The sequence below is a fragment of the Methylobacterium komagatae genome (assembly GCF_042661665.1).
GTDB classification, from domain to species: domain Bacteria; phylum Pseudomonadota; class Alphaproteobacteria; order Rhizobiales; family Beijerinckiaceae; genus Methylobacterium; species Methylobacterium komagatae.
Genome location: NZ_JBHSWN010000001.1, coordinates 2,802,567 through 2,828,410, shown reverse-complemented (window position 1 = coordinate 2,828,410; position 25,844 = coordinate 2,802,567). Strand labels below are relative to the sequence as shown.

Annotated in this window: 33 protein-coding genes and 1 tRNA gene; 26 read left to right on the top strand and 8 right to left on the bottom strand. The window is 66.2% G+C overall.

Annotation, left to right across the window (positions count from 1 at the left end; translation table 11 throughout):
- Positions 1-56 precede the first annotated feature (56 nt).
- Positions 57-1,046: a hypothetical protein gene (locus ACFQE0_RS13835; protein ID WP_378970523.1), complete on the bottom strand. Its 990-nt coding sequence runs from the start codon at positions 1,044-1,046 to the stop codon at positions 57-59.
- 354 nt (positions 1,047-1,400) lie between these two features.
- Between ACFQE0_RS13835 and ACFQE0_RS13830 the strand changes: the two genes are divergently transcribed.
- The 11 genes from ACFQE0_RS13830 (at position 1,401) to ACFQE0_RS13780 (ending at position 11,008) form a co-directional block, all read left to right on the top strand.
- Positions 1,401-2,261 carry a hypothetical protein gene (locus ACFQE0_RS13830; protein WP_378970521.1) on the top strand — a complete coding sequence of 287 codons (861 nt, stop codon included), beginning with the start codon at positions 1,401-1,403 and terminating at the stop codon, positions 2,259-2,261.
- Positions 2,262-2,282: 21 nt separating this feature from the next.
- The gene (locus ACFQE0_RS13825) at positions 2,283-3,542 is read left to right on the top strand and encodes a P22 phage major capsid protein family protein (RefSeq protein WP_378970519.1); all 1,260 of its coding nucleotides are present in this window, start codon (positions 2,283-2,285) and stop codon (positions 3,540-3,542) included.
- Between the two features lie 63 nt (positions 3,543-3,605).
- On the top strand, positions 3,606-4,163 hold the full coding sequence (locus ACFQE0_RS13820) for a hypothetical protein (protein ID WP_378970516.1): 558 nt from the start codon (positions 3,606-3,608) through the stop codon (positions 4,161-4,163).
- A gap of 1 nt (position 4,164) precedes the next feature.
- Entirely contained in the window at positions 4,165-4,587 is a 423-nt protein-coding gene (locus tag ACFQE0_RS13815; RefSeq protein WP_378970514.1) for a hypothetical protein, read from the top strand.
- A 3-nt stretch (positions 4,588-4,590) separates the two neighbouring features.
- On the top strand, positions 4,591-6,012 hold the full coding sequence (locus tag ACFQE0_RS13810; RefSeq protein WP_378970512.1) for a hypothetical protein: 1,422 nt from the start codon (positions 4,591-4,593) through the stop codon (positions 6,010-6,012).
- Complete coding sequence (locus ACFQE0_RS13805; protein WP_378970509.1) at positions 6,009-6,164, top strand: hypothetical protein; 156 nt, start codon at positions 6,009-6,011, stop codon at positions 6,162-6,164. The genes ACFQE0_RS13810 and ACFQE0_RS13805 overlap by 4 nt, the downstream gene beginning before the upstream one ends.
- Before the next feature lie 10 nt (positions 6,165-6,174).
- Positions 6,175-6,852, top strand: coding sequence for a hypothetical protein (locus ACFQE0_RS13800; protein ID WP_378970506.1), 678 nt, complete (start codon positions 6,175-6,177; stop codon positions 6,850-6,852).
- A gap of 330 nt (positions 6,853-7,182) precedes the next feature.
- Positions 7,183-8,001, top strand: coding sequence for a hypothetical protein (locus tag ACFQE0_RS13795; RefSeq protein ID WP_378970504.1), 819 nt, complete (start codon positions 7,183-7,185; stop codon positions 7,999-8,001).
- A complete protein-coding gene (locus ACFQE0_RS13790; protein WP_378970502.1) occupies positions 7,913-8,974 on the top strand; it encodes a hypothetical protein in 1,062 nt (353 codons plus the stop codon). The genes ACFQE0_RS13795 and ACFQE0_RS13790 overlap by 89 nt, the downstream gene beginning before the upstream one ends.
- Positions 8,971-9,309, top strand: coding sequence for a hypothetical protein (locus ACFQE0_RS13785; protein WP_378970499.1), 339 nt, complete (start codon positions 8,971-8,973; stop codon positions 9,307-9,309). The genes ACFQE0_RS13790 and ACFQE0_RS13785 overlap by 4 nt, the downstream gene beginning before the upstream one ends.
- Before the next feature lie 160 nt (positions 9,310-9,469).
- Positions 9,470-11,008, top strand: a complete 1,539-nt coding sequence (locus ACFQE0_RS13780) for a hypothetical protein (protein ID WP_378970497.1) — start codon at positions 9,470-9,472, stop codon at positions 11,006-11,008.
- A gap of 278 nt (positions 11,009-11,286) precedes the next feature.
- On the opposite strand, the gene ACFQE0_RS13775 is transcribed toward ACFQE0_RS13780, so the two are convergent.
- Positions 11,287-11,628 carry an Arc family DNA-binding protein gene (locus ACFQE0_RS13775; RefSeq protein ID WP_378970494.1) on the bottom strand — a complete coding sequence of 114 codons (342 nt, stop codon included), beginning with the start codon at positions 11,626-11,628 and terminating at the stop codon, positions 11,287-11,289.
- A 130-nt stretch (positions 11,629-11,758) separates the two neighbouring features.
- Here ACFQE0_RS13775 and ACFQE0_RS13770 point away from each other — a divergent pair, with 130 nt between their 5' ends.
- The 12 genes from ACFQE0_RS13770 (at position 11,759) to ACFQE0_RS13715 (ending at position 20,355) form a co-directional block, all read left to right on the top strand.
- Positions 11,759-11,968: an Arc family DNA-binding protein gene (locus tag ACFQE0_RS13770; RefSeq protein ID WP_378970492.1), complete on the top strand. Its 210-nt coding sequence runs from the start codon at positions 11,759-11,761 to the stop codon at positions 11,966-11,968.
- A 13-nt stretch (positions 11,969-11,981) separates the two neighbouring features.
- The gene (locus tag ACFQE0_RS13765; RefSeq protein ID WP_378970489.1) at positions 11,982-12,572 is read left to right on the top strand and encodes a phage antirepressor N-terminal domain-containing protein; all 591 of its coding nucleotides are present in this window, start codon (positions 11,982-11,984) and stop codon (positions 12,570-12,572) included.
- Between the two features lie 77 nt (positions 12,573-12,649).
- Complete coding sequence (locus ACFQE0_RS13760) at positions 12,650-13,375, top strand: Rha family transcriptional regulator (RefSeq protein ID WP_378970487.1); 726 nt, start codon at positions 12,650-12,652, stop codon at positions 13,373-13,375.
- Between the two features lie 916 nt (positions 13,376-14,291).
- Positions 14,292-14,552, top strand: a complete 261-nt coding sequence (locus ACFQE0_RS13755; RefSeq protein WP_378970484.1) for a hypothetical protein — start codon at positions 14,292-14,294, stop codon at positions 14,550-14,552.
- A gap of 91 nt (positions 14,553-14,643) precedes the next feature.
- Positions 14,644-15,450 carry a hypothetical protein gene (locus ACFQE0_RS13750; protein ID WP_378970481.1) on the top strand — a complete coding sequence of 269 codons (807 nt, stop codon included), beginning with the start codon at positions 14,644-14,646 and terminating at the stop codon, positions 15,448-15,450.
- A gap of 5 nt (positions 15,451-15,455) precedes the next feature.
- The gene (locus ACFQE0_RS13745; RefSeq protein WP_378970479.1) at positions 15,456-15,860 is read left to right on the top strand and encodes a hypothetical protein; all 405 of its coding nucleotides are present in this window, start codon (positions 15,456-15,458) and stop codon (positions 15,858-15,860) included.
- Between the two features lie 9 nt (positions 15,861-15,869).
- Complete coding sequence (locus ACFQE0_RS13740; protein WP_378970477.1) at positions 15,870-16,205, top strand: hypothetical protein; 336 nt, start codon at positions 15,870-15,872, stop codon at positions 16,203-16,205.
- Positions 16,206-16,213: 8 nt separating this feature from the next.
- A complete protein-coding gene (locus ACFQE0_RS13735; protein WP_378970474.1) occupies positions 16,214-18,295 on the top strand; it encodes a hypothetical protein in 2,082 nt (693 codons plus the stop codon).
- Between the two features lie 83 nt (positions 18,296-18,378).
- The gene (locus tag ACFQE0_RS13730; RefSeq protein WP_378970472.1) at positions 18,379-19,149 is read left to right on the top strand and encodes a hypothetical protein; all 771 of its coding nucleotides are present in this window, start codon (positions 18,379-18,381) and stop codon (positions 19,147-19,149) included.
- 1 nt (position 19,150) lies between these two features.
- The gene (locus tag ACFQE0_RS13725) at positions 19,151-19,423 is read left to right on the top strand and encodes a hypothetical protein (RefSeq protein WP_378970469.1); all 273 of its coding nucleotides are present in this window, start codon (positions 19,151-19,153) and stop codon (positions 19,421-19,423) included.
- Positions 19,423-19,845 (top strand): hypothetical protein, encoded by a 423-nt coding sequence (locus ACFQE0_RS13720; RefSeq protein ID WP_378970466.1) that lies wholly within the window; start codon positions 19,423-19,425, stop codon positions 19,843-19,845. Before ACFQE0_RS13725 ends, ACFQE0_RS13720 begins: the two co-directional genes overlap by 1 nt.
- Positions 19,846-20,022: 177 nt before the next feature.
- On the top strand, positions 20,023-20,355 hold the full coding sequence (locus ACFQE0_RS13715) for a DUF7201 family protein (RefSeq protein WP_378970464.1): 333 nt from the start codon (positions 20,023-20,025) through the stop codon (positions 20,353-20,355).
- 70 nt (positions 20,356-20,425) lie between these two features.
- On the opposite strand, the gene ACFQE0_RS13710 is transcribed toward ACFQE0_RS13715, so the two are convergent.
- Positions 20,426-20,740: a hypothetical protein gene (locus ACFQE0_RS13710; protein ID WP_378970461.1), complete on the bottom strand. Its 315-nt coding sequence runs from the start codon at positions 20,738-20,740 to the stop codon at positions 20,426-20,428.
- 230 nt (positions 20,741-20,970) lie between these two features.
- Positions 20,971-21,261, bottom strand: coding sequence for a hypothetical protein (locus ACFQE0_RS13705; protein WP_378970459.1), 291 nt, complete (start codon positions 21,259-21,261; stop codon positions 20,971-20,973).
- 113 nt (positions 21,262-21,374) lie between these two features.
- Between ACFQE0_RS13705 and ACFQE0_RS13700 the strand changes: the two genes are divergently transcribed.
- A complete protein-coding gene (locus tag ACFQE0_RS13700) occupies positions 21,375-21,551 on the top strand; it encodes a hypothetical protein (protein WP_378970456.1) in 177 nt (58 codons plus the stop codon).
- The gene (locus ACFQE0_RS13695; RefSeq protein ID WP_378970454.1) at positions 21,548-22,042 is read left to right on the top strand and encodes a GIY-YIG nuclease family protein; all 495 of its coding nucleotides are present in this window, start codon (positions 21,548-21,550) and stop codon (positions 22,040-22,042) included. Before ACFQE0_RS13700 ends, ACFQE0_RS13695 begins: the two co-directional genes overlap by 4 nt.
- Here ACFQE0_RS13695 and ACFQE0_RS13690 read toward each other — a convergent pair.
- The 4 genes from ACFQE0_RS13690 to ACFQE0_RS13675 all read right to left on the bottom strand — a co-directional run bounded on the left by ACFQE0_RS13690 (position 22,039) and on the right by ACFQE0_RS13675 (position 23,375).
- Positions 22,039-22,272 (bottom strand): hypothetical protein, encoded by a 234-nt coding sequence (locus tag ACFQE0_RS13690; RefSeq protein ID WP_378970451.1) that lies wholly within the window; start codon positions 22,270-22,272, stop codon positions 22,039-22,041. The genes ACFQE0_RS13695 and ACFQE0_RS13690 overlap by 4 nt on opposite strands.
- On the bottom strand, positions 22,273-22,497 hold the full coding sequence (locus ACFQE0_RS13685) for a hypothetical protein (RefSeq protein WP_378970448.1): 225 nt from the start codon (positions 22,495-22,497) through the stop codon (positions 22,273-22,275).
- Positions 22,498-22,516: 19 nt separating this feature from the next.
- Positions 22,517-22,593, bottom strand: a tRNA-Pro gene (locus tag ACFQE0_RS13680).
- Positions 22,594-22,670: 77 nt separating this feature from the next.
- Entirely contained in the window at positions 22,671-23,375 is a 705-nt protein-coding gene (locus ACFQE0_RS13675) for a 4'-phosphopantetheinyl transferase family protein (protein WP_378970446.1), read from the bottom strand.
- A 46-nt stretch (positions 23,376-23,421) separates the two neighbouring features.
- Between ACFQE0_RS13675 and ligA the strand changes: the two genes are divergently transcribed.
- Positions 23,422-25,842, top strand: coding sequence for an NAD-dependent DNA ligase LigA (ligA, locus tag ACFQE0_RS13670; RefSeq protein WP_378970444.1), 2,421 nt, complete (start codon positions 23,422-23,424; stop codon positions 25,840-25,842).
- The last annotated feature ends 2 nt before the right edge of the window (positions 25,843-25,844 follow it).

Below are 25,844 nucleotides of genomic sequence, written 5' to 3'. Positions count from 1 at the left end.
GCCGCTCATATGCTTCGTACTTATGACTTGTAGGTCAATATTGCTCGTTACCTAGTTCACACATTATCCAAATCGTACAATTTGTTATACCCTCCAGCTAGAGTGAACTGCAGCAGTATTTCACCGAATTCCGGCTTCCCATAAACGATGATCCGGTCACAAAATTGTATGCGATGGCGCTTTGACTCTATAAATACATCATCGTACTCCAGCCATCCCCAGATGTACAAATCGGCTTTAGATTTGCTTGCGGCAATTAGATGCTGTTGGCTGAACAATCTGGGATTGCTGTGGAAACTTGCGCCCGCTAGAATGGTATGGGGCTCGGACGGCGCATATGTTTGCCTAAACTCAACGCTCCAAGGTCCGTCTTCAGACGTAAAAGCGCCTGCATTAACAGCATGAATAACATTCATTGCAGGTGACGGGCCTGAATTTTTCCAATAAACGTCAATACGACAGCCTGAAGCACCTTTTGGGGCAGCTGGAATAACATCGTATTTTATTTCTTGTATTGTAACGTAAGCGCGTTGAGTTTGGCGCATTGACTGCTCTGAGATTTGCGCGCTGCGTTCGGCTGACCGCGCTGCGAGGCTCGTTGCATATGCAGCCCAAGCTGTTGCCAAGAGAGCAAGCCCCGAAACCGCAGCCCCAATCACGCCGACCCAGAGCTGCTGATGATTGAGCTTCAATCCTTGTTCGGCGGCGTCTGCGGAGCGTCGCTGCTGACACGAGTCAGCGTCTGCGCGCTCTTTGGGGTTGTCGCAGGTATACTGATAAGTTTCTCTCCTGCTTTGCTCCTCCTGGGAAATGAACATCGGATTAGGCTGATTGGCGAGGGATGGAGGTTTCCACATCTCGCGGGGGTATGCTTCTTTTGCGCCGGGATATTTGGATATGCTCTCACGATTTATTTGGCCACTATCTTCAGCGTTTGTGATGCCGGCGTTCATCGACAAGACAATGAGCATAAACGGCAAGCGAACTATACGCAAAATATGCCTTTGCCAGATATAAATACTGTTTTGTTCGGTTTGACTGCTCATTGCCAATTTTCGCCCAGATTTTGCGGGCGTGTCTGAAACGTATAGACTGGCATCATTCACCCCGGTTGAGTCGCATCACCGAGGATGATCGGGCCGGGTCGCTTCCACAAGCGCCCGGCCCACCTGCTTCCGCTCTTGACCCGTCGGGCAATCGGCGGCATTTCACCAGTGTCCCGAGACGTGTGGGCGACGCCCCGTCTCGCTTCCCGATCACTCCGTTCGACGCGCCCCGCTCACAGCGGCCGTTTCCGCGCGTCCGCCCCGATCCCGCAGGCCAGTGCGTGAGGCGCAGGCCGCGAGGATGCACCCGACCCGCCCGCTCGAAGCGCGGCGGGTTTTTTCATGGACAGAGACATGGACGAGGACCTGATCGTGCTGGGCGCGCAGGCGGAAACGCCAGCGGCAGGTGCAGAGGGCTCGCCTGCGGCGGGCGCCGACGAGGGCCACGAGGCCCAGATCGAGACCGCCGCAACGCCAGGGGAAGAGCAGGCTGAATCGGCCGCCCAACCGAAGCCGGAGCCCAAGACGGGCGAGGGCGACGAAGGCGAGCCCGAGAAGCCGAAGAAGCGTACCGGCATCCACCGGATGCAGGACCAGATCGCCCGACTGAAGGCCGAACTTGAGAGCGTTCGCAGTGCGTCGACCGGCGCCGGCGAGGATCGCAAGGCCGCCATCGAGAAGGAGATCGGCCCTGCGCCCAAGGAAGCCGATTTCGACGACTATGCCGCGTTCGAGGACGCTAAGGCCGAGCATCGCCTGAAGAAGGTGCTCGCCGAGCAGCGTCACGCCGACCGCGCGGCTTCGGACGCCAACCGTCAGGCTGCGGCCCGTGACGAGGCGGTCGAAGCGTTCCAGGATCGCCTGGAAGACGTTCGGGAAGCCATCCCCGACGCCGACGCGGTGCTGAAGGCGGCCTCCGACCGTGAGGTCAAGCCGCACGTGCAGGAACTCGTCGTCGAGAGCGAGAAGGGTGGGCTGCTCGCCTACTACCTCGCCAAGAACCCGGAAAAGCTCGCCGAGCTGAACCGGATGACCCCGCTCCAGGCCGCCAAGGCGGTTGGCGCGCTGGAACCCCGCCTCACCCTGGCGAAACCGAAGAAGACCCCCTCAGCCCCCGCTCCCGCGAAGCCCGTCGGCGGCTCCGCTGCGCCATCGTCTCCCGACGCGGAGCTCGATGCGTGGCTGGCCAAGACGTACCGCTCGCGCGGGGCGTAATCCGACAGGAACGATCAGACCATGCCCAACAACTTCATCACCAACAACATGATCGCCAAAGCGGCGGTCAAGGTGCTCGACAACGAACTCGTCGCTGCCTCGAAGGTCTTCCGTGGCTACGAGGCCGAGTTCGCCTCCACGGTGAACGGCTACGAGAAGGGCGCCACCGTCACCATCAAGCGGCCCCCGCAATTCCAGGTCCGCGATGGTGACGTCGCCCAGGCCCAGGACATCACCGAGGGCACGACCTCCATCACCGTGAACAAGAAGAAGGGCGTCGATCTCAAGGTCTCCTCGACCGACCGCACCCTGAACATCGGTGAGCTGTCCGAGCGGGTCATCAAGCCCGCGATGGTCTCCCTGGCCAACCAAGTCGATCAGGACGTGATGGGCCTCTACACCAACGTCGCCAACTGGGTCGGCACCCCGGGCAACGTCCTGTCGAGCTATCCCGGCTTCCTGCGCGGTACCACCCGCCTGAACAACCTCTCGGTGCCCCGCGACTCCCGCTTCTGCATGCTCTCGCCGGATGACGAGTCCGGGCTCGCGGGTGCGCAGAGCCAGTTCTACAACGACAAGCTGGTGGCCGATGCCTACCGCGATGGTGCCGTGGGCCGCATCGCGCAGGTCGATACCTACATGAGCCAGAACGTGCCGACCCTCTCCACGGGGACGCGCACCAACGGCACCGTCAACGGTGCAGGCCAGAACGTCACCTACACCCAAGTCCTCGCCAACGGCGTGGCGGTGAAGGACTTCGGCGGCCAGCTCTTCAACGTGTCGGGCCTCGGTGCCGGCGCCACGATCGCGGCCGGTGAGGTCTTCACCATCGCAGGCGTGTTCGCGGTGAACCACGTCACCAAGCAGCCGCTCTCGTTCCTGCGCCAGTTCACCGTGACGGCCGCCGCCGTGGCGGATGGCTCGGGCAACGCCACCCTCCAGATCCATCCGGCGATCATCGCTCCGGCGGCTCTGCCGGCCGGTGCGTTCACCACCGTCTCGGCTGCTCCGGCGGCTGGCGCGGCGGTGTCCTGGATGGGTGCCGCCAGCTCGAACTACAGCCAGAACATCATGGCCCATAAGAGCGCGTTCGCTCTAGCCGTGGTGCCGCTGGTGAAGCCGGATGGCGCCGTGGTCTGCGAGCGCGAGTCGTACAAGGGACTGAGCGTCCGCCTCATCAGCTACTACGATGGGACGAACGACATCTCGAACATGCGTCTCGACATCCTCTATGGCGTGAAGGCCGTGGATCCGCGCCTCGCGGTTCGCCTGAACGGCTAACCCCCTCCCACCACCGCTAAGACGAAAGGGCGCCCTCGTGGCGCCCTTCGTCGTTCTGGGGCCGTGAGCGCCCCGCCAGACGAGGCGTTCATGGACAATCCCGATCCCGTCATCATCCCGACCTGGGGCTACAAGGCCGACGGCGAGGCCCGCATCTTCCAGCTCGGACTCGGCGAGGACCTGCCCGAGGGCTGGTCCGCCACGCCCGACGTCATCACCGACCCGGCCAAGGCCACGGCGGAGGCGCTCACCGATCGCGCCGCCGGTCGCCCCTACGCCGACTCGGTCGTCAACGCAGTAGACCTGATCCCGGCCGCTGCCTCGCCCGACACCGCCATCGACGAGATCGAGCGGCTGAAGGGCATCATCGCGGCCGGCTCGCAGGAGAACGAGGCCCTCGTCGAGGAGATCGACAAGGCGGAAGGCCTGCTCGGCGCGGCTGCGGCTGAGATCGCCACGCTGAAGACCGCGCTGGCGAAGGCCGAAGCCGACGGCGCCGATGCGGCCGCCGCCCGCGACGAGGCTCATGCCGCGATCGAGAGGCTGGAGGCCGAACTCGCCTCGGCCAAGAAGGACCTCGAAGCCGCCACCGCGCCGAAGACCGCCGCAAGGGCTCGCTAAGATGAAGACCCGCGAGCAGCTCATCGCCCGCGTCCTGAAGAACCTCGGCGTGCTCGCCGCTGGGCAGGCGCCGAGCGACGAGGACCGGGCCGAGGTCGATGATCTGATCGAGCCCGTCTGCGCGAAGCTGCTCGACGACGGGGTCGCCAAACTGACCGGCGACGAGATCGACGACGCGGCCTACCTGCCGCTTGCCGCGATCATAGCCGAAGCGGCCATGGTGCCCTTCGGCATCGCAGGGCAGAAGGCCTCCGATCTCGTCGCGCTCGCCGATCGGGCCCGGATGGATCTGCGCCTCGCGTACCGGGTCTATGACGCTCGGCCGCCCATGCGGATCGAGCCGTTCTGGGGGCGCCGCTGCGGCCTCCCGCCGATCGTTCAGTTCTCCGGCCCTGTCACGCCCTCCGGCTCGTCGTCGGACTGATCCATGCCCGCGATCCAGTGGCCGCTCTCGTCCCGGCCTGGCCTTTCGGCGGCCGAGGGCGCGGGGCGGCTCATCAATGCGTTCGTCGAGCAGCTCGGCGACGGCGCGCGTGCGCCTGCGTCCCGGCGGCGGGCACCGGGTCTGGTCCAGTTCGCTGACACGGCCTGCTACGGCCCGCGCGGCTTCCGCCTCGTCGGCTCGACGGTGCTCGGCGCCTACCACAACAAGCTCGTCGAGATCCGACAGGACGGCTCGGTCAACCTGCTCGGCCAGTTGCCGGGCCGGAAGGCGGTGACCATCGCGCGCAACAACCGCGCGCCGGTACCGGATGCCGTCGCGGTCACGGAATACGGGGCCTATCAGGTCACGCCGACCGCCTCGCCGCGCCCGCTCTCCATCCCCGGTGGCCTGCCCGCGCCGAACAGCGTGACCGAGCTGTTCGGCTTCCTCTTCTTCACTGCGGGGAACGGCTACTGCTACGCGACCAAGGTCAACAGCCTCGAATTCAACACCCTGGATTACACCGTCGAGCAGGCCCGCCCCGGCGGCCTGACCCGTGGCGTGGCGTTCCGGGACGAGCTCTTCCTGTTCGGCCCGGCCGGGATCGGCGTCTACGGCGGACAGGCGCAGGCCAACGGCTTCCCGCTCGCCCGCATCACCGGCATTCCGCGCGGCCTGATCGGACCGTCGGCGGTGGCGGGCCAGGAAGAGGGCTGGTCGAACGAGCTGATCTGGGTCGGCGACGACGCGGTGGTCTACAAGCTCTCTGGCTACACCCCCGCCCGGATCTCGACCCATGACGTCGAGCGCGACCTCGCCGCTGCCGCCGCGATTGATCCGACCGCGATCGAGGCCTCGGTCCATCTCGTCGCCGGTCATGCGTGCTGGGTCGTGTCGATGCCGACGCGGACCTGGGTCTTCGACCTGACCACGGGCCAGTGGCACGAGCGCGCGAGCCACGAGGCGTCGCGCTGGCGGGCCTCGCACTCGGTGAAGGCCTTCGGGCGCTGGCTGGTCGGCGACACCGTTGGGACCGGCCTCCTGACCGTGACAGAGACCGCCCTCGATGAGGTCGGTTCGCCTCTTCGCTTCCGCGTCGAGAGCCTGCCCAGCCAAGCCTTCCCCCAACGGCTCGCGATCCCCCGGGCCGATTTCGATTTCACGATGGGCGTTGGGCGACTCTCCGCCGACCCCACGATCCGCGACCCTCGCACCCTGATCTCCTGGTCGGATGACGGCGGAGTGCGGTGGTCGAACCCGCTGTCGCGTTCGCTCGGCCGCCAGGGCGAGAGCCGGACCCGCGTCTCGCTCCTGCGCACTGGCATGACCGGACCTCAGGGCCGGATCTGGCGCATCGACGTGAGCGACCCCGTCTACTGCGCCCTGCTCGGCGGGGCGCAGGCGATCGACGCGAGGACCGAATGAGCATCGCCGTTCCCCAGATCCCGAGCGCGCAGGCCCCGGCCGTCGCTCTGCCGTCGGGCGCCCCATCCCGCGAGTGGTTCGCCTTCTTCTCCGTGCTGCTCGCCGTGATCCGGGAGCAGGAGGCGCGGATCGCCGCCCTCGAAGCCAAGTAGGAGCCGCTCCGTGTCGTCCATCTTCTCGGGCAAGCCGCAGCGACAGGCTGCGATCTTCGCCGCGCAGCAGCTCCAGCAGGGCAAGGATCAGGGTGATGCTGCTCTCGACCAGGGCTACAGCCGCGCCTCCGACGCCTACGGGCAGGCTGCGACCACCTTCGGCAATCTCGCCAACAGCTATGGGGCAGGGTCGCAACTGTATCAGGACGCCCTCGGAGTGAACGGGCAGGCCGCCGCCGACGCGGCCAAAAACTCGTATCAGCAGAGCGCCGGCTACGGGTTCAACCTCGACCAAGGGCTTCAGGCCCTTAACCGCACCCGGGCCGTAAACGGCACGCTCGCCTCCGGCAACGCCGACACTGATGCGATGAAATTCGCCTCGGGTCTTGCCTCGCAGGATTACGGCAACTGGCTGTCCAATCTCTCCGGTCTCGACACGAAGAGGTATGGCGCCACCACCGGTCAGGCTGGAACATTCGGAGCCCTCGGCAACGCCGCGCTGCAGACCGGTACCGCCAAGGCGGGGCTGGCCTCCTCGACGGCGAACGGCATCGCCCAGGCTGGTGCCGCCGGCCTGCAGGCTGGCCAGCAGGCCCAGATGAATGGCCTGAACGCGATCTTCAGCGGCGTGAAGTCGATCGGCGATCTCGCCGGCGGCATCGGCAAAGCCTTCTCCATTTTCGGATGATGCGATGAGCGGCGGCGCATTCGGGATCGCGGTCCCCAAGGCAGACTTTTCGACGACTCTTGGCGCGCTCGGGAAGAGCTTCGCCGATCAGGTCGATGGCGTTGGCAAGCAGATGCTCGCTCGCGACCTCGGCGAGAAGCTGAAGGCTGGCGACTATTCGGGCGCGGCCGATGTCGCGTTGAAGGCCGGCGATCTCTCGACCGGCCTTGCCCTGGTGAAACTCGGGGAAGGGCGTGGCGCAAGCAAGGAGCCGCAAACACCCTCGGCGGCCTTTTCGGCGGTGGGGCCGACGCGACGTCCGCCTCCGCACCCGGTGGCACGCTCGGCACGATGGGCCAGACCTATCGCGATGCAGGCCAGAAGCTGCCGTCCTTCGCATCGGCTGGCGGCGGGATGGGCAGCTATCTCGACACGGTTAGGGGCGTCGAGAGCGGCGGCTCCGATACGGCCAAGAACCCCAACAGCACCGCGACCGGGCGCTACCAGTTCACTCAGGACACCTGGAACGGGCTCGCGCGGAAGTATCCCGATCTCGGTCTGACCCCGAACGGCCGGACCGATGCCGGGCAGCAGGATCGGGCCATGCAGGCCTTCACCAAGGACAACTCCGACGCGCTGTCCCGCGCCGGCATCCCGATCACGCCAGGTAATCTCTACGTCAGCCACTTCCTCGGTGAGGCTGGCGGCCCGCGCTTCATCGCCGGGGCCACGTCGAACCCTGACGCGCCCGCGACGCAGTTCGTTTCGCCCGGCGCTGCGGCAGCCAACCGGACGATTTTCTTCAACCGCGACGGCTCGCCGAAGACGGCTGGTCAGGTCTACGCCGAGCGCACAGGGCACTTCCCTGGCGGCGCCGCGCCGGTCCAGGCCTCCACACCCACGTCGCCGACGCAGCTTGCCTCGGCCGACCCCGACGCGGCGAACAAGCCCGCTCCCGGTGCACAGCCTGCCGCCTTCGTCATTCCTGGCCAAGACAGCCAGGGGACGGCGGCTCCGTCTGCCGGCGTCAGCAGCATGCCGGTTTCGGTGCAGGCTCGCGGGTGCGGGGATTCCCCGTCCCGTGGCGGGCGCGGTCGGGCGCGCCGCGCCGGGCTCGCCGGAGCGGATCGGAGCGCTGATCCGTGCCTCGCTGATCCCCGGCTTGTCTGAGCAGCAGCAGGGCGTGGTGAAGACCCTGCTCGCGAACGAGATGGAGACCGGCAAGCTCACCAGCGACCAGCGCGAATATGCGATGGCGCAGGCGCAGGGCTTCCCTGGCACCTTCATCCAATACAAAGACGCCCAGCGACGCCCCCTGACACCCACCGTCCTCAGCCCGGGGCAAACCGTTCTCCCGCCGGGCGAATATTCCACCCCAAGCTTCGTGGCCGCTCCGAAGGAGGAGGCGTACACGCTCAGCCCTGGCCAGCAGCGCATGCAGGGCGATCGCGTCGTCGCCTCGGTACCCGACCGGGATAAGAGCACAGAGGCCGAGGCGAAGCTCCGTGGAGAGTTCACCAAGCAGCTCGGCACTTTCAACGACGTGCAGGACGGCTACCGCCGCTTGATCGCCGCTACCGAGCAACGCGAGGCCAACCCGAACAGCATCTCGCCCGCATCCGATATCGCGCTCGTCTTCGGATACATGAGGATGCTCGATCCGGGCTCGGTCGTCCGAGAGGGCGAATACGCGACGGCGCAGAACGCGGGCGGTGTCGATGACAAGGTCAGGAACCTCTATAACAAAGCGATCAACGGCGAGTTTCTGAGCGACGGACAGCGGCAGGACTTCATCGACACCGCCGGTCGTCTCTATGGGCAGGCTCGCCAGGGCGCCGAGTCGGTGGCGTCCCGCTACAGTGACCTCGCGAAGGGCCAGGGCCTGGACGAGGGCCGCGTCGTGAAGTTGCCCGACGCGCTCAAGGGGCCAAAGCTCGCGCCGTCCCGAGCCGATCCGGCGGCGGACAGCGGCAAGCGCGCCCTGCCCGAGGTCGTGAAGGGCGGTCGCCCTCCGGAGGGCTACACCTGGGACAGCTACTTGGCCAAATCGAAGGGCATATTGAAGGACCGCCCGGACCTTCGCCCCCAGCTTGAGGACATGCTCGCGAAGGCGGGTATCGACCCGAGGAAGCTCGGCAAATGAGCGATCCGTTCGACGATCTGATTGCAGCAAACCCGGCGCCCGCTGCGAAACCAAGCGCACGTCTCGATCCCTTCGAGGCCTTGATCGCGGCCAATCCTCCACCGAGCGACTTGCCAGCTGCCGGCTTACCAGGCGACGGCTCGGCCGCCGTCGGGCGTGGCATCATCAACGGCGTCCCCGTCGTCGGTCCCTACCTGCTCGGCGGGGTGAACAGGGCCGTCGCCGGCATCCGCTCGCTGAAGAACGACACGAAGTTCAGCGACGAGCCTGCACAACGTCGAGACCTTCGGCGAGGCGACCGCGAAGGAGAACCCGAAGGCCACGGTTGGCGGTGAAGTGCTCGGTGGGGTCGTCGGCACGGCGCCGCTCGTCGCGGCGGCTCCGGCCGCATTCGGGGCTGGGACCGCAGGTCTCGGCACTCGGACCGTGGCATCACTTGCCTCTGGTGGGATCATCGGCGGCGCCGACTCTGCTGTCAGGAGCGATGGAGATCCGGTGACGGCGCGTAACGGCGCCATCGCGGGTGCTGCTGGCGGCGCAGCTGCACCTATCGTCGGCAATCTCGTCGGCCGGGCGGCACGTGCCGTTGGTGATGCGGTCGCCGCGCGCCGCACGCCAGTTCCCGGCATGGGAACAGATGCGGCGGGCAAGCTCGCGGGAGATCTCCGCAACGCGGGCGGCCCCGACGCGGTGCGGGCCCGACTGACCGAACTCGGTCCCGACGCGATGCTGCTCGACGCCTCGCCCTCGTTCGAGGGCCGGGCGCAGGGCCTTGCCGTGCTGCCGGAAACCCGTGAGGCTGTCACCGACCCGCTCGTCGCCCGCGCTCGTGGCGCCAACGCGCGGCTGACCCGCGATGTCGAGGCCAACATCGGCCCCGCGACCGCCCCGGCCGCTTTCGAGCGGACGCTCCAGGCCGAATACGACCGCGTCGTGCCCCCGCTCTACCAGCGCGCCTTCGCCGAGCCCGTCGAGGTCAACACGGCCAACACGCTGGGCATGATCGACACCCTCGCCGCACGCGAGAAGGGTGGCGCCGCCACCGCGCTCGGCCGGGCCCGCGAGTTGCTGATGACGGACGGCCCGGTCGATGCCAACGGCTTCGTGACCCGTATCGCCGACTCGCGCCCCGAGGCCCTTCACAATGCCAAGGAAGCGCTCGACGCGATGATCGCCACCGTCCAGGCCCAGCCCGGCGGTTCGGCGCGCAACAGCGAGCTTCGGGCGCTGACGCTGACCCGCCGCTCGCTGAACGGCGCCCTGGAAGCGCAGGTGCCGGGCTACGGCTTCGCCAACCGCTCGGCCGAACGGTTCTTCCAACAGCGCGAGGCGTTCGGGCGGGGCCAGACCTTGCTCAACGGCGGGCGCGAGTCGGTACGGCCCGGTCAGCTCGCCGAGGAGACCGCAGAGATGGCCCCCGAGGTCGCGCAGGCGCAGCGCGACGGCCTGCGCACCGAGATCGACCGGCTCGTCGGGACGAAGCTCAACGACCGCGTGGCGCTGGCCGACGCGGTGAAGGGCGAGGGCGACTGGAACAGGGCGCGGCTCAATACCGTGTTTGGCGAGGGGCCCACGGCTGGCGTCGTCGGTGCCGTCGAGCGGGAGCGTGCGTTCGATGGTTCTCACCAGCGCATCGTGAACAACTCCATGACCGAGCTGCGTAAGCGCGCCGCCGACGACGTGGCGCCGCGCGTGGTCGGAGCGAACCCGGCCGATGCGGCTACTGCCATCGCTGGCGCGGTCGGCGGGCCGAAGGCGGCTGCGGCGACGATGGGTCTGAAAGGACTGAAATCGGGAGCCGAGGCCATCGGACGGGAGGCGGACATCGCCCGTAATCGCGAGCTGGCCGACGCCGTGACGATGATCCCCGGCGAGGCGCTGGACAGGCTCATCGAGGCGCTCGGTGCACGCGCGGCGGCGGGTGGCCGAGCCGAGGAGACCGGGCAGGCCGTGGACCGCCTCGTGCAAGCGCTACTTCAGTCCCAAGGCGAGCGCAGCCGCCGCATCTTGCCCGACGCGTCGCGGGGCCAGTAGCCGAACACGGCTGCGACCGCCAAAAGCCCGAAAACGAGCAATGTTGCTGGCCCTTCTCCGAGGGTTTGTCCCAGCCAAGCGTTGAACCCTGGCACCGTCTGACGGATGAGCCACGTCACCCCGGCCATCGCGACCAGGAAGAGGACGAGCGTCAGGGCGACTTCAAGCCAACGGGGCATCCCGCCCCTATAGCACGTCAGTGCGCGCGGCGCTGCTCTCTCGCGTTCAGCCAGTAGGCCAGCCCCGCCAGCAGATCGGCGACAACGTCGCGCGACAGATCATTCCGGGCGAGGTTTTTCCTGGCCTAAAGCAAGGCGGAGCATGTACTTTATATCAGTAAGTTCGTCTTTAATTTTAAGGTAATGATCTATTGCAGATTTTGTCGGGCTAAACGGCTCAGGATTTCCGGGGCGAAGATTTTCTTTCTGAGCTGCAATAAATGTTTTTAGCTCTTCATCCTGACTGCGGATGGAAGCCTCCAGCCTCGCGACGATTTCTGCGTTCATGCTCCGCTTGTTCTGCTCGGCTAACGCTTTGAGACGGTCGCGCATGCCGTCGGGGAACCGCAGCAAGAACTTGTCCGCCTGTTCGCTCGGGTACTCTGAACGGGGCTTGCGCATGCGGAAGGCCATATCATCACGATATGGAGCTTGACAGGCTATGGAGTTGATATGTAGCTTCTCCATATCGCGGCGATATGGAGAGAAAATGGCACGGCCCCGATACCCTAGCGACAGCGGCGATAGGTTGATGCTTCGGTTCCCCGATGGGATGCGAGCGCGACTCGCCGAGCGGGCTCAGAGCAATCTGCGCTCCATGAACAGCGAGGTCGTCATGATCCTCGCGGCCGCCCTCAGCGATGAGGGTAAGCCGGCGACGGGGGGAAGCTTGCAGGCGAACGCCCCCGCCGCCGGACCCAACGACACCGCCTTGCAGGGCAGTCCCGCAACCCACGGATGAGGAGCATCCGCAGATGGGCACCATTAGCACCGTCGATTTCAAGGACGACACACTTTTTGCCGTTGAGCGTGATGATGGGAGGTTCCTAGCAGTCACGCCGGTATGCCGCTCATTGGGGCTCGACGCCCAGAAACAGCGAAATCGTATCGAGGCCGACCCCATTTTGGCTGAAGGGGTATGCCAAGTGGCATACCCCTCTGCTGGCGGGGTGCAGGACATGTTTTGCCTGCGGCTTGATCTCGTGAACGGGTGGCTATTCAGCATCAACGACAAGATGGTCAAGGAGGAGGCGCGTGAGCGCGTTCTTGCCTACAAGCGCGAGTGCTACGCTGTCTTGTTCCGCCATTTCTATGGGCGCCCCCTCGACGAGCGGGCCAACGGCCTTTCCGAGAAAGCGGCCGATGTCACGGCCGAGGAGCCGCTCTCATCAAGGCGGAAGCTAGTGACCGAGGCGCGGCAGACCTTCGGCAATCAGGCTGGTCGGGAAATGTGGTTCAAGATGAACCTGCCGACCGTACCGGCCATGTACGCCGACCCGCGCCAGGGTGAGTTCTTCACATACACGGCGATCAGGCGCGACCCGGAGCCCGGCTCCGACGACTGAGCGGCCTGAAAACTAAGCGGCCTCCGAGCGGTGAGCAGACCGCCGGAGGCCATCACCTCTCACCCCGGAGCAGACCGATGGGACAGGCTGTCGCCACCCTTAGCACACCCGCGCTCTGCGCGGCAGACCTCGACACCGAAGTGAACTGCGAGCCGCGCATCCTTGATACCGTGCTCGGCGCTCATCTCGGAATGGCGCAGGCTCGAAACATCCGGCAGCTAATTGAGGGAGCGGCCCCCGAGATCGCGACCTATGGCGAGGTTTGCACGCGCCACGTGCAAACCTCCGCGAAGGGCGGTCGCCCCGGGAGAGCCTTCTACCTCACCGAGGGCCAAGCCCTCTGCGTTTGTGCCCTCTCCCGCGCCCCGAACGCCCCGCAGGTCCGCCGCGCGCTCATTGAGGCTTTCATGGAGCTTCGGCGCCAGAAACTCGCGTCGCTCGCCGCCCCCGCCACTGTGAAGGTCCGCGAACACACCCGCAGCCTACCCCGTCCAGCCGCGATGAAGGACGGACGCGGATGCATCATCCTAGGCGGGGCCCCAGTCTTCTTCGACACGGCTCGGCGTCCGGCGGTGGGGCAACCCGCTCTTGTGATGTGGCGCACGGGCCGGATCTCGATCGAACCAATGCTGGAGCAGCACCCGGAAGTCCCGGAGGCCTTCGTGCCAGGCCCGGCCTTCATCTGGGTTCTCGAACCAGGAAAGGCGCTCGGCGCCTATCGCTGCCGCCAGAAGGTCACGTTGCTCGGGCTGGTGATCACAGAGAGCGGACGGCCCGCTCCGGCGCGACTCGCCCGAGGCTGAGGGTGATCTGGAGCCAGCGGGGCATGGGGTAGCGTAGCACGGCACGCATTCTGATCGGAATGGGATCTGGGTATCTGCGATCCTAATGCTCGCCTGGGATGGTGATGGTTGCCTTCCTTTCGATGGTCGGCCTCGCCTGTGGCACCAGCACGCTTCCGGTTGGGCCGCGCTCGACTGAAAAGTATGATGTCACACGATCTCGTCGCCCAATGATTGGCCACGTGAAGTCGGCGTGGACCCGTAGCTGAAGGCCGGTGATGTATTTGCTAGCCGCAAGACACCCTCGCGATGCAACTTCACCAGCGCGCAGCGTCGGAATTTTTGGTATGGGACGCTCAGGTGTTTGAAGCTTGCCGATATACGCCTCCTCACCCACAAGGTCGCATGTTATGGACATATCGTAGACTGGTGATTTTCCATTGTTGTTGATTAGAACTTGTGTCTGAAAATCCTGGGATGGGTCTAGATTAGCACCGCTTGTTATCGTCACGCTGGGCCACCACAGCGCTCCAGCACTAACCAAGGTGAAGATCGGCCCGGCATATGCCCAGAAGGTTCTATAGCGCTCTCGAATTCGTAGCCTGGAACCTGTTTTTTCTCGCTGCGGCGTTCTTTCTTGCGTGGCTTGGGGTTTGGGCTGCGTATGGAATCCGACTTCTGTTGGTCTGGGCGCAGTGGGTTTGAGACCTTTCGGCTTGCGCCTGGGCGGCTTCTTCATATGCTGGTGCCAATCTTCGGTAGCTTCGCACCTCCGAGGATGACCGGGCCGGGCCGCTGTCGCAAGCGCCCGGCCCACCCCTTGACCCGACGGGCAATCCATCGGATTTAGCCACCGTCCCGAGACGCGCGCGAGCCTCCCGCCGCGCTGCCCCGAGCCCCGCCCCGTGCGGGGCTTTTTCGTTCCCGGACCCCCGATATGACGATTTCCTGGCCGCTCTCGCGCCAGCAGGTGCTCGACGCCAACGGGCGCCCGTGCCTGCCGGCCTACGCGCATTTCTTCGCGGGCGGCACGACCGACCCGCTGACGGTCTATGCCGACGCAGGCCTGACCGTGCCGCTGCCGGATCCGGTGAAGACCGATGGCGAGGGCCGGTTCCCGCGCGTCTTCTTGCCAGCCGGGCTCTACGCCGAGCAGGTCCTCGGCCCCTACGGCGATCGAGCTCTGGTTCGACGATGATCTCGGCGAGCCGGTCGTCACATCGGGCGGCGAACCCGCGCCAACCGTCGACCCGAACGGCGTCGCCTCGACCGGCGATGTGAAGTGGCGGATGGACGCCGCGATCCTGCCCGGCTGGGTCCGGATGAACGGGCGCACCATCGGCGCACAGGGCTCGGGCGCGACGGAGTTCGCCGACGCCTCGGCCGCCGCGCTGTTCACCTTCCTCTGGACGACGTTTGCGGAGGGTATCGTCTCCGTCGTCGGTGGACGCGGGACTTCGGCGGCGGCGGATTTCTCGGCCGGCAAGCAGATCACCATCCCGACGATGCAGGGGCTCACCGCCGCCGGCCTCGACGACATGGGGTCGAGCCCGGCCGGGCGGATGCAGACGATCACGAACCTCGCCCTAACCGCAGGTTCTACCACCGCGCAGGTCGCGGATGCCTCGCGCCTCGTCGCAGGGATGCAGGTCACCGCGACCGGGGTCTCTCTCGGCACGATCATCCTCGACATTACGGGGACGACGATCATCCTCTCGCAGGCCGCCGCTGCCGGGTCTACCGGGACGGTCTCCGGGCGGTTCTCGCTGATCGGTGACGCGCAGAACCCCGGCCAGATGGGCGGCGATACCATCACCGGCCTGTCGGTGGATCAGCTCCCGCCGGTCACGCCGAGCGGCACGATCGACAACGTGCAGCCGCACACGCACGGCGTGAAGCACAACATCAACCAAGCGTACGGCAACGGCGGACAGCAGGCCGTCATCACGGTCGGCAGCTTACCGGCGAATTCCACGGGCCAGACCGACGAGGCCGGCGGCCAGACCCTTGGCTTCCACGGCAACCAGTTCGGCGCCGGACAGGCCCACCCCAACCTCCAGCCGACCCGCCTCGGCACCTTCTACATGAAGGTCTGACGCCGATGCCGTCCTTCATGAACACGCTCGGCGCTCGCCCCCGCGGCGGACAATGGCGGTTTCGGCACGTCTTCCGGTGGTCCGACGCGCTCGGACGCCTCGACGTCACCGATGCGGGGCTGATCGACTTCTCCAACTGCTCCGAGATCCTGCTGACGGTGACGCCTCGCGACGCCCGCCACCATGGGTGGGGCGAATGCTGGAGCGGATGCAGCTCGGAGCCGCAGCCGGTGCTCTCGGCGGCGCTTTCCACCGGCACGCTCGCGATCTCGAACCCCGGCATCCTCGAGGCGGTCTTCCCGGCCGGCTCGCTGCTCACCTTTCCTCCCGGCCTCTACGACGTGCGCGTGGCGGTCACGATCGGCCCGGAGACGGAAGAGATCTTCCGCGAGCCGATCGAATTTGCCTGAGGCCGCTGCATGTCGAGCTATCCGATCCGTCCAACCTTCCCGATTGATCTGCGCTCGCCGGGTGGTGGCTTGGTGCTGGGGCGCCAGGGGGGCACAGTCACGATTGATACGCCCCCGTCCCCGGCGCAATTTTTCGCCGCTCTGGAGGCCCTGATTCCAGGCGCCTCGGCCACGGTACAGGCTGCGGTTCCGTCCGATCCCAGCGACCCGACGAACCGGGCTTTCCGCCTGACGAACTTCGTCACTCCGGGGTGTGCGCTCCTCACCTTCGTGACCGCAACGCTCGGCCTGACGAGCGTCCAGGTCGCGAACCTGCTCACCCAATCCGCCCTCCAGCCGAAGTGAACGGCCCGATGCTCCGACTGATCTCTCGGGCGCTCGTAGCGCTCGCGCTGCTCACTGGGCCCGTCGCGGCCCAGAGCTTCACGCTGCCTGAACTCGGGCTCCAGAATTCCGGTGCCTGCCGCCAGCTCGCGGCGCGCGATCGCACCAGCAATGCGATGATCTCGCTCGGCTGCCTCGACACAGTCGGCAAGGGCTGGAAGCTGACGCCGAATGTCATCCAGCTTCAGGGACCGGGCTCGACTGGCGACGCCTCGGCGTTCACGGCGCTGCCGACCGGCGGGACGGACATGCGGTCGCTCGCGGACTTGGCGGCCAGTGGCCTCTACGATGCGGTGCCGGATATCCTCAAGGCGCGGGCCGCGCCGGGCTATAACGGCGATGACGCCCCGGCCCTGAATGCAGCTCTGCTCAAGGAAACCGGCGTCGCGCTGCATCCGCCGCGCGGCCAGCAGCTCCTGATCCTGAACCTCAAATCCACTGTCCGGATGCCGAAGCTGAACCAGCGGCTGATCGGGTTCGGCGGCTTGCAGGCAGTCCAGTTCAACCACGACCTGTCGAACACGGGCGACACGCTACAGATCGGGGATCCGACCGATATCACGAAGGGCGCGGGCGCGGCTCACGTCGAGGGGATTTGGTTCACCCACGCTGGGCGCCTCGGCTACACATCCGGCCCGCTGACGAACAAGCTCACTGGCGGGCAAGCGCACATCAGCGCGGTCGGCGGCCAGCACATGGTCTTTCGAGATCTGGGCGGGTACGGCATGCCGTACTTCTTCAACATCTCGGGAAGTGCCAGCACCGTCATCGACAGCATATTCCTGTACGGCGGCGTGTGGAACATCAACGACCCGACTGCGCAGGAAGGTATCGCGCATATCCGGTTCGCATCGTCCCCAATCTTTGGGCACAACACATCCGGATATATCAGCAACTTCACCATGTACGGCGGCAACGTCCTGCCCTCTCAGACGTACACGGTCGGTGGCAAGCAGTACACGTCCACGCGCCGCATCGGCCCCCAGTACGGGATCCTGCTCGAAAGCCTCGAAGACGGCGCGATCAATAAAGGTATTCTAGCGGGGTACGCCGACAGCGCCATCGCGATGATCTCGCGCAAGCCTGCGACGGGTGCGCTGAACTACATCACGAACATCGCGATTTCAAACAGCAACATTGATGAGAGCAATAATAACGGGATCTATATGACGCGAACTTCGGCGGACGCCGGGATCATCAGCGGCATTACGATCCACGACAACACGTTCAACGGGCAGACCATCGGCCTCACCGGCATCAACGTGGACGGCACCTTGGGCTTCCCCGTCGTGACGAAATACAAGGAGCACCACAACACCTATCGGTCGTTCATCAGCGCCCCGGTGAAGCTCAGTGGCGTGGACGGCGGGCAGGCGGATCACAACCGGATCGCCGGATACAATCTCGCGGCCAACGACACGGGCCAGGGCGGAAGCCTCGCGGACACGGCCGGGCGGATCATCTACGGCAACACGCGCAACTTCTCGACCACGAGCGAAGTCTATGGCGGTGGTCAGAATGACGACGTGGAAGGCAACACGAACCAGTGGGGGTATGCCGACCTCACGACGGGGCAGAACAATACCTACTCCAATGTGAGCTTGATCTGGCCGGGAACGATTGGCGGGCTCTCGGCGCTCAACTTGACCGGTGGCTCCCTGACCTACCAGGGCACGTTGGCGCCGCAGCCACGCGCGGCATCGACCAACTACACCCCGACCATCGGGTCGCTGAGCGGCACGATCACCACATCCACGGTCCAAGGCGCTGCCTATACGATCGATCCCGGCACCCGATGGGTGACGGCAAAGGTGCAGGTGCAGATCGCGAACAACGGGACGGGTGCCGGGTATCTGTCGTTCACCCTGCCATTCCCTGCCGTCGCTGGGGCCTCGAACGTGGGCACTGGCATCGTCATCGGTGGCAAGCAGCTCACGGTCCTACTGCCGGGCAACACGAGCACGGCGCAGGTGTTCGATTACGCGGGCGCGTACCCGGCCGCCAACGGCAACTCCCTGGCGCTGCAAATCCGATACGAGGCCGCGCTCTAACGCGCCTTCGCTCCTGCCACCCTGAAATGTCGCCCGTCCTGGCCGCCCTGTGCGGTCTTTTTTATGTGTGCGGACTCCACGACATGAGCATTGATCTCGACCGCGCGAAGTTCTTCGACGCGGTGCGCCGCCAGCCGTTCGCCGGACATCTGACCGCGCCGCAGGTCGCCGGCATGGAGGCGATCCTCGACGCCTGCCCGCCGGATCTCGGCGTCGAGAAGACGGCCTACTGTCTCGCGACCACGTTCCATGAGACGGCACGGACGATGCGGCCCATCGAGGAGATCGGGCGCGGCCGGGGCAGAAGCTACGGGCCCACGGGGTTCTGGGGGCGGGGCTTCGTGCAGCTCACGTGGCAGGCGAACTATGCCAAGGCCACGAAGGAGCTGCGCGCGCGCGGGATCCTGAAGCCGAGCGAGGACCTGGTGAAGACGCCCGCCCTCGCGATGCGGCCCGACGTGGCGGCGGCGATCCTGTTCTTCGGGATGATTGAGGGGTGGTTCACGGGCAAGAAGCTCGGGGACTACTTCGTGCCCGGTCGCTCCGATCCGAAGGGCGCTCGTCGGATCATCAACGGCACGGACTGCGACGCGCTGATCGCGGGCTACCACGCGCAGTTTCGGGTGGCGCTGATCGCCTCGGTGCGGGTCCCGGATCCAGCTCCACCGCCGAAGGTGCCCGATCCGCTCTCGCCAATGGCGAACATGAGCAGCTCGCCAGCTCCTCAGATTAGCTCCCCAGCCTCCCCCCAGCCCGCCCCCTCCGGCGGGCTTTTTCATGCGCCGAGCCCTGCACCGACGGCGCCCGGCTTCTGGTCCCGCGTCCACGCCCTGCTGTCCCGAAAGGCCGCCTGAGATGAACCTCGTCCAGCGCATCAACGCGCGCCTCGTCGGCGTGCGGCTCTACCTGCTCGCGGTCCTGTTCGCCCTGCCCGACGTGCTGAACGCGGTGGTCGGCTTCGATTGGGCGTCCGTGCTGCCGCCGGAATATGCCGGGTACGGCGCGCGGATCGGCTCCGGCCTGGCGCTCGCCCGCCTCGCCCTGCCCCCGATCCTGAAGAACATCCGCGAGGCCGCCAAACCGCCGGGCCCGCGCCCCGGTGATGGTCCCGACGGGGCCGCGCACTGATGGGCGCCCTCGCTGCGATCGGCGGCTTCCTGCTGAAGCTGTTTGGGCCCGGCTTTGCCAGCGCGGTCGTCGCCTACCTGAACAAGCGCTCCGACAACGCGGTGCTGACGAACGGGCAGAACGTGACCGGCGATGTCTCGGTCTCGCAGGCGCAACTCGCCGCCTATGTCGAGGAGCGGAAGGTCATCGCGCAGGAGCGCGCCGCACAGCACCTTTCGCCATGGACGGCCTGGATGATCCCGACGGCGTTCGGGCTCTGCATGATCCACTTCGGCGCGATCGTGCTGGACTCGACCTTCCTGTTTCACTGGAAGATCGCGACGCTTCCCGACCCCTACGACAAGATGGAAAACACCATCGTGCTCTCCGTGATCGGCGTGGCTGGTGTCGCGCCGACTGTCCGCCGGATCTTCGGCAAGTAGGCCTCGGAGCCCGTCATGACCGACGCCAGCCCGCCGCGCAGGCGTCGGCCGTCCGTGCCCCGAAAAGGGCTCGAGCTCATCGCTGAAGGTGTCGCCGCGCGCGTGACACCGCCTGTCCCGCCCGGCCTCGGTGAAGGCCTGCTCAAACGCGCCCGAACCGAAAGGAATCCCCTTGCCATGTCCGCCGGATACGAGGGGGGCGCCGAGGCGAACTCCGATACCCGCATCCTGATCGCCCTGGCTCGCATCGAGGAGCGGCAGAACTCTCTCGTCGCCGCTGGCCAGTCGGCGCAGGCAGCGGCCGAAGCGCGGCACACCAACGTGATGCAGGCGATCGCGACCTTCGTTCCGCGCTCCGAGATCGAAAAGGACAACAAGGCGCTGCACGAGCGGATCGACGCCGCCGAGAAGCGCCTCGACACGATGGAAAAGCGGGTCTGGGGTGCGGTGGCCGGAGCGGTCTCGGCCTTTGGTTCGGTGGTGCTGTCGAAGATCGGCCTGATGCACTGAGCGGCCGTTAACATCCGTCAACACCCACGCGGGCGCCCCTGGCTTCGGCCTGGGGCGCTCTTTTCGCGTTTCAGGGTGCTGCTGCGCTTCCGGCCATCGCGGCCTTTGCCTTCGCGTACATTTCCTCACACGTTTCGGTCCACGGCTCGCCCGATTTGATGACGGAAGCGAAGAAGCCCAGACACTCAGAGACAGCGGCTGGAACCGGTACAAGCGCCAGATCTTCACGGCCCGGCAGATGCGCGACCTTCTCCTGAGCAGCCAAGACCTCCCGCTCCTTCAGAAACGTCTCCACCGAAGACTGATTAGGGGATCTCCCCATCTTCAGGTCGTGCTGGGCGTGATCCTGTGAGGTCACGCCTTCGGGGTATACTTTATCGGCCATCGTTCGCGCTCTGTGAGTGAGGGGGATGGGTTAGAGATTAGCGGCGCGACGCTCTGCGATGGCCCTGATCTTCCGGGCCTCATCAAGCAGAGCATCGGCTTCTCGGATTGCGCGCTCTTTCTCCGCGACGGGGCCGCAGTGACGAGTTCCATCGGCTCGGATGTCGTGCGCCTTCCGCTCTAGGCGGGAGGCCATATCAATCAGTTGCTCGTCGGCCATCGCGTCAGCCCTCAGCGCCAGCCGCACCAAGGACCGGCCATCGGCCGAGCCTTCGGTCGCGGCTTGCGGGCCATGCGAGCGTTGAGGGCGGCCTGCGTGTACTCGCCCGTCTCGCGGTAGAGGCCGCGCTTCAGGGCCAGCAAGAAGGGGCGCGCCTGCGCGGGCTTGTCGGCCTGGATGCGAGCCCACGTCTCGCGAGTCATGTCGCCCGTGTGCTCGCAGGCGAAGGCGCGGGCCAGCGTGTCGTCGTCGCTGTAGAGAGCGTCGAGCGCGGCGTCGGAGATCATGTGAGGATCGGTCATGGCAGGCTCCGTCGTTGCGTTATATGCCAATAAGGTGTAAACTACACACCATTGGCATCTAGCGCAAGGGCGACGTAATGATCCGGTCGAGAAAAGTTCGTGCGGAAGAGCGGATGCGGCCCAAGTTGGACAAGGACAGCACGACGGAGCGCGTGCAGTTGATCGCACCGCGCTCGTGGCTGGATCTCGTGGAGGAATGGAGGGCGAGCCAAAGGCCGGTGCCGAATATGTCGGCGGCAATCCGGCGGCTGGTAGAGCTTGGGCTGGCTGCGGAGGCCAAGCGCCGATGACCCGCCCTTTGGTCGAACGCGAGTACTCGGCGATCTACGCCATCGGCAACGACGGCGGCCCTCAGAAGATCGGCTTCTCCTATGCTCCGAATGTTCGTGCGGCGGCGCTGAGTGAGCGCGGCAAGCCGCGTCTCAAGGTTCACGGGTTCGTCGTTGTAGCTACGTCGGACGCCCGTCAGATCGAACGGCTCGCGCATTGGATGCTGCGCGACAAAGCGCTCGGGGAAGAACGGTTCGCTGTGACGCCTGACGAGGCCACGACCGCAATCGCGAAGGCCGCAGAGCGATTTTACGATGAAGGGGCGCGTGCGCCTGGACCTCCGCGCCACCGGCATCTCGCCCCAACCTTGCCGCAAGAGCTTTTGCGGCGGTTGGAAGAGTGGCGTGCACAGCAACGGCCCATCCCGAATAAATCGGAAGCGGCTCGAATGCTGATTGAGATGGCGTTGGACGCTGTCGAGAAGGCGAGCCAACCGAGGGAGAAGGACTAAGCCTCGTCCCGCCCGTAGGCTCTCACAGTTTCCCGCCCCTCGACGGTGAGAAACCACGCCCGGGCCTCCCGGTGCGCGGTTCGTGAAGTAGGGCGCTCCTCGACCAGCCGCATCTGCACCAGAAGCGGCATCGCGCTCGGGTAGGCGGTGATCCGCAGCCCGCCGGGTGTCGACGCGATGGCGCGCAGGGCCGCTAGCTGCTTGCCTCGAAGCGGCGGGACGTCGGCCACCTACTGCACCCGGTCCGACGCCGGTCGAACGCCATGCCGCGCGGCAAGGCCCATCAGCTCGTCGTCGGTCCAGATCAGGTCGCCGATCTGCCAGCGGTCCATGTCGGGCCCGTGCGGAATCACCGGCCAGCCGAGGGCGATGAGGGCTTCGGCGGCGTCTTGAGCAAGGATGGAAAGGTGCTGTTCGCCGCCGGTTTCTGTCGGGATAACTGTCGGGGCAGTCATCAGAAACCGTGCTAAGTATTGGTCGGAGTGGCAGGATTTGAACCTGCGACCCCCACGTCCCGAACGTGGTGCGCTACCAGACTGCGCTACACTCCGAAGGCCGGTGGGCGCTGTGCGCGACCGGCGAGGCGGCTTATAGCGACGCCTTTCTCAGGCCGCAAGCGCCTCGATCATCATTTCGCATCGAACCCGTCCGCCCACCCTGCCGTAAGCGTGTGGTGTGCGATGGCTAGACCGGGTGCGGTGATCGCTACCGTGGCGAAGGCATCCGGGCCCAGGTCAAGGCTCGTGAGCGTCCAAGATCTCGTGCCGCTTGCCATTTTCAGCAGTGCGGGGGGCTCGGGCGGGACGGTGACGGAGAAGCGGGAGAGCGGCTGCGACAGCCCGGCGCCAAGCGCCTTCACCACCGCCTCCTTTCGTGTCCACAGGCCAAAAAAGGCTGCCTCCCGCTCCGAAACGGGAAGATCTTCGAGCGCGCGGACCTCTTCGGGGGCGAAGTGGCCGCGCGCGATACGAAGCGCATCCGGCAGGGGCCTGCGGATCTCGACATCGACGCCGATGCGCCCTTCGCGGGTGAAACCCACGAGGGCGATCTCGCCCGAATGCGAGAGGTTGAAATCCAGCCCCGAGCCCGAGGGCGCGATCAGGTTCGGCCGCCCCGTCTCCTCGCACCCGAAACGGAACTCGCCGGGCTGCAAGTCGAGCACGTGGCTCAAGACGACGCGCAGCGCGGCATGGCTTGCGATGAAGCGCTCCCGGTCCGCCTGCCGCAGGAACCGCCCGGCGCGCTGCGTCTCTTCCTTGTCGAGCAGGGCGGCGCAGCGTGAGAGGCGCTGTGGATCGAGGTCGAGAGCGACGATGACGACCTGGCTGCTCATCGTATCCGCCCTCTCCTCTCGCGGCATGATGCGCTAGAAGCCCGGCATGGCCGCCGCACAAACCGAACCGTCCCGCATGACCGCCGAAGAGGCCCGTGCCGCGCACGCCGATGTGTCGGAGCGGATCGCCGAGGCGGATCGCCTGTATCATCAGGAGGATGCGCCGGAAATCTCCGACGCCGAATATGACCAGCTGCGCCGGCAGCTCGAAACGATCGAGGCCGCTTTCCCCGAGCTGGCCGGGACGGGCGTGGCCAGCACCTCGGTGGGCGCCAAGCCGTCGGAGAAGTTCGCCAAGGTCCGGCACGCGGTGCCGATGCTCTCGCTGGGCAACGCCTTCGCTGACGAAGAGGTGGTGGATTTCGTCGCCCGCGTCCGCCGGTTCCTGGCCTGGCCGGAGGATAAGCCTTTCGCCTTTACCGCCGAGCCGAAGATCGACGGCCTGTCCCTATCGCTGCGCTACGAGGACGGTTTGCTGGTTACGGCCGCGACGCGGGGCGACGGCGAGGTGGGCGAGAATGTCACCGCCAACGCGCTGACCGTGAACGACATTCCCCGCAAGCTGAAGGGTAGCGGTTGGCCGAGCGTCTGCGAGGTACGTGGCGAGGTCTATCTCTCGCACGCCGACTTCGCGGGCATCAACGCGCGGCAGGAGGCGGCGGGCAAGCCGCTCTTCGCCAACCCTCGCAATGCGGCGGCGGGATCGCTGCGTCAGCTGGACCCGGCGGTGACGGCCTCGCGACCCTTGCGCTTCTTCGCCTATGCCTGGGGCGACGTCTCCGAGGCGCTCGCCGACACGCAAACGGGCGTGCTCGAGCGCTTCGCCACCTGGGGGCTACCGGTGAACCCCCGCACGCGGACCTTCGCCGATACGGAGGGCATGCTCGCCCATTACCGTGCCATCGCCGCCGAGCGGGCCGATCTCGGCTATGACATCGACGGCGTCGTGTACAAGGTCGATGACATCGCCCTTCAGAAGCGCCTCGGCTTCGTGTCGCGCTCGCCCCGCTGGGCGCTGGCGCACAAGTTCGCCGCGGAAGAGGCGACAACCGTGCTGGAAGACATCGTCATCAATGTCGGCCGCACCGGCTCCCTCAATCCCTTGGCGAAGCTGCGTCCCGTCACGGTCGGCGGTGTCGTGGTCTCGAACGCCACCCTGCACAACGAGGGTTACGTGAAGGGCGTCGGCGCCGATGGCGAGCCGATCCGTGAGGGGCGGGACATCCGCATCGGCGACACGGTGACGGTCGTCCGCGCGGGCGATGTGATCCCCAAGGTGATGGACGTCGACCTCACCAAGCGCCCTGCCGAGTCGAAGCCCTTCGAATTTCCCGATCATTGCCCCGCTTGCGGCAGCCGCGCGGTGCGGGCGGTGAACCCACGCACGGGCAAGCTCGATGCGGTCCGCCGCTGCACCGGCGGGTTGATCTGCCCGGCTCAGGGCGTTGAGCGGTTGAAGCACTTCGTCTCGCGCAACGGCTTCGACATCGAAGGGTTCGGCGAGACCTATATCGAGGTTCTGTTCGAGGCGGGGCTCGTCCACCAGCCCGCCGACCTGTTCCGTCTGGATTTCGACAAGCTCAAGCAGGCCGTCGTGGCCCGTCGCGAAGCCCTTTCCGCCGAGCGGCGGGCCGGGGCCGAGCCGCCGAAGAAGGCGGCCAAGAAGAAAGGCGACGAGGAGGATAAGGCGATCAAGAACCTCCTCGCCGGGGTCGAGGCCCGCCGCGCCCTGCCGCTCAACCGCTTCATCTTCGCCCTCGGTATTCCGCAGATCGGCGAGGCGACGGCGAAGGCCCTCGCCAAACGCTTCGAGGACATGCAGGCACTGATCGAGGGGATCGATGCGGCAGCGAAGGCTCAGGGCGGCCCGGACTGGATCGAGATCTCTTCCGTCCCACGCATCGGACCGACCACCCGCGACAGGCTGCTCGATTCGGGGCTACCGTCCGAGGCCGGTGAAGCCGGGATCGGGGAGCGCGTACGCCTGACGTCGACCCAGCGCGAGAGCCTCGTCGCCCATTACGGCGATCTCGACGCCGCTCGTGTGGCCCTGGAACGGGCCGCCGACCAGCGCCCCGGCGATGCCTATCGCGCCTTCGCCGATGACGGTGAAGTCGGCCCCGTGGCGACCGATGCGCTGATCCAGTTCTTCGCGGAGCCGCACAACGCCACGGCGGTGGGAGAGCTTCTCAAGGAGGTCCGCACCGAGCCGATGGAGCGAGCGGGTGCGGCGAGCCCCTTCGCGGGCAAGACGCTGGTCTTCACCGGGAGCCTCGAACGGATGACCCGTAACGAGGCCAAGGCCATCGCCGAACGGCTGGGGGCCAAGGTATCGGGCTCCGTCTCGGCCAAGACCGATCTCGTCGTCGCCGGTCCGGGCGCAGGCTCCAAGTTGAAGGACGCCGAGAAACACGGTGTGAAGGTCGTCAGCGAGGCCGATTGGCTTGGCCTGGTGGAGCAGGAATGAGC

Coding starts and splice junctions, on each gene's coding strand:
- ACFQE0_RS13835 (WP_378970523.1), bottom strand. CDS start 1,046: ATGAGCAGTCAAACCGAACAAAACAGTATTTATATCTGGCAAAGGCAT.
- ACFQE0_RS13830 (WP_378970521.1), top strand. CDS start 1,401: ATGGACGAGGACCTGATCGTGCTGGGCGCGCAGGCGGAAACGCCAGCG.
- ACFQE0_RS13825 (WP_378970519.1), top strand. CDS start 2,283: ATGCCCAACAACTTCATCACCAACAACATGATCGCCAAAGCGGCGGTC.
- ACFQE0_RS13815 (WP_378970514.1), top strand. CDS start 4,165: ATGAAGACCCGCGAGCAGCTCATCGCCCGCGTCCTGAAGAACCTCGGC.
- ACFQE0_RS13810 (WP_378970512.1), top strand. CDS start 4,591: ATGCCCGCGATCCAGTGGCCGCTCTCGTCCCGGCCTGGCCTTTCGGCG.
- ACFQE0_RS13805 (WP_378970509.1), top strand. CDS start 6,009: ATGAGCATCGCCGTTCCCCAGATCCCGAGCGCGCAGGCCCCGGCCGTC.
- ACFQE0_RS13795 (WP_378970504.1), top strand. CDS start 7,183: ATGGGCCAGACCTATCGCGATGCAGGCCAGAAGCTGCCGTCCTTCGCA.
- ACFQE0_RS13785 (WP_378970499.1), top strand. CDS start 8,971: ATGAGCGATCCGTTCGACGATCTGATTGCAGCAAACCCGGCGCCCGCT.
- ACFQE0_RS13775 (WP_378970494.1), bottom strand. CDS start 11,628: ATGCGCAAGCCCCGTTCAGAGTACCCGAGCGAACAGGCGGACAAGTTC.
- ACFQE0_RS13770 (WP_378970492.1), top strand. CDS start 11,759: ATGCTTCGGTTCCCCGATGGGATGCGAGCGCGACTCGCCGAGCGGGCT.
- ACFQE0_RS13765 (WP_378970489.1), top strand. CDS start 11,982: ATGGGCACCATTAGCACCGTCGATTTCAAGGACGACACACTTTTTGCC.
- ACFQE0_RS13760 (WP_378970487.1), top strand. CDS start 12,650: ATGGGACAGGCTGTCGCCACCCTTAGCACACCCGCGCTCTGCGCGGCA.
- ACFQE0_RS13755 (WP_378970484.1), top strand. CDS start 14,292: ATGACGATTTCCTGGCCGCTCTCGCGCCAGCAGGTGCTCGACGCCAAC.
- ACFQE0_RS13750 (WP_378970481.1), top strand. CDS start 14,644: ATGGACGCCGCGATCCTGCCCGGCTGGGTCCGGATGAACGGGCGCACC.
- ACFQE0_RS13745 (WP_378970479.1), top strand. CDS start 15,456: ATGCCGTCCTTCATGAACACGCTCGGCGCTCGCCCCCGCGGCGGACAA.
- ACFQE0_RS13740 (WP_378970477.1), top strand. CDS start 15,870: ATGTCGAGCTATCCGATCCGTCCAACCTTCCCGATTGATCTGCGCTCG.
- ACFQE0_RS13735 (WP_378970474.1), top strand. CDS start 16,214: ATGCTCCGACTGATCTCTCGGGCGCTCGTAGCGCTCGCGCTGCTCACT.
- ACFQE0_RS13730 (WP_378970472.1), top strand. CDS start 18,379: ATGAGCATTGATCTCGACCGCGCGAAGTTCTTCGACGCGGTGCGCCGC.
- ACFQE0_RS13725 (WP_378970469.1), top strand. CDS start 19,151: ATGAACCTCGTCCAGCGCATCAACGCGCGCCTCGTCGGCGTGCGGCTC.
- ACFQE0_RS13720 (WP_378970466.1), top strand. CDS start 19,423: ATGGGCGCCCTCGCTGCGATCGGCGGCTTCCTGCTGAAGCTGTTTGGG.
- ACFQE0_RS13715 (WP_378970464.1), top strand. CDS start 20,023: ATGTCCGCCGGATACGAGGGGGGCGCCGAGGCGAACTCCGATACCCGC.
- ACFQE0_RS13710 (WP_378970461.1), bottom strand. CDS start 20,740: ATGGCCGATAAAGTATACCCCGAAGGCGTGACCTCACAGGATCACGCC.
- ACFQE0_RS13705 (WP_378970459.1), bottom strand. CDS start 21,261: ATGACCGATCCTCACATGATCTCCGACGCCGCGCTCGACGCTCTCTAC.
- ACFQE0_RS13700 (WP_378970456.1), top strand. CDS start 21,375: ATGCGGCCCAAGTTGGACAAGGACAGCACGACGGAGCGCGTGCAGTTG.
- ACFQE0_RS13695 (WP_378970454.1), top strand. CDS start 21,548: ATGACCCGCCCTTTGGTCGAACGCGAGTACTCGGCGATCTACGCCATC.
- ACFQE0_RS13685 (WP_378970448.1), bottom strand. CDS start 22,497: ATGACTGCCCCGACAGTTATCCCGACAGAAACCGGCGGCGAACAGCAC.
- ACFQE0_RS13675 (WP_378970446.1), bottom strand. CDS start 23,375: ATGAGCAGCCAGGTCGTCATCGTCGCTCTCGACCTCGATCCACAGCGC.
- ligA (WP_378970444.1), top strand. CDS start 23,422: ATGGCCGCCGCACAAACCGAACCGTCCCGCATGACCGCCGAAGAGGCC.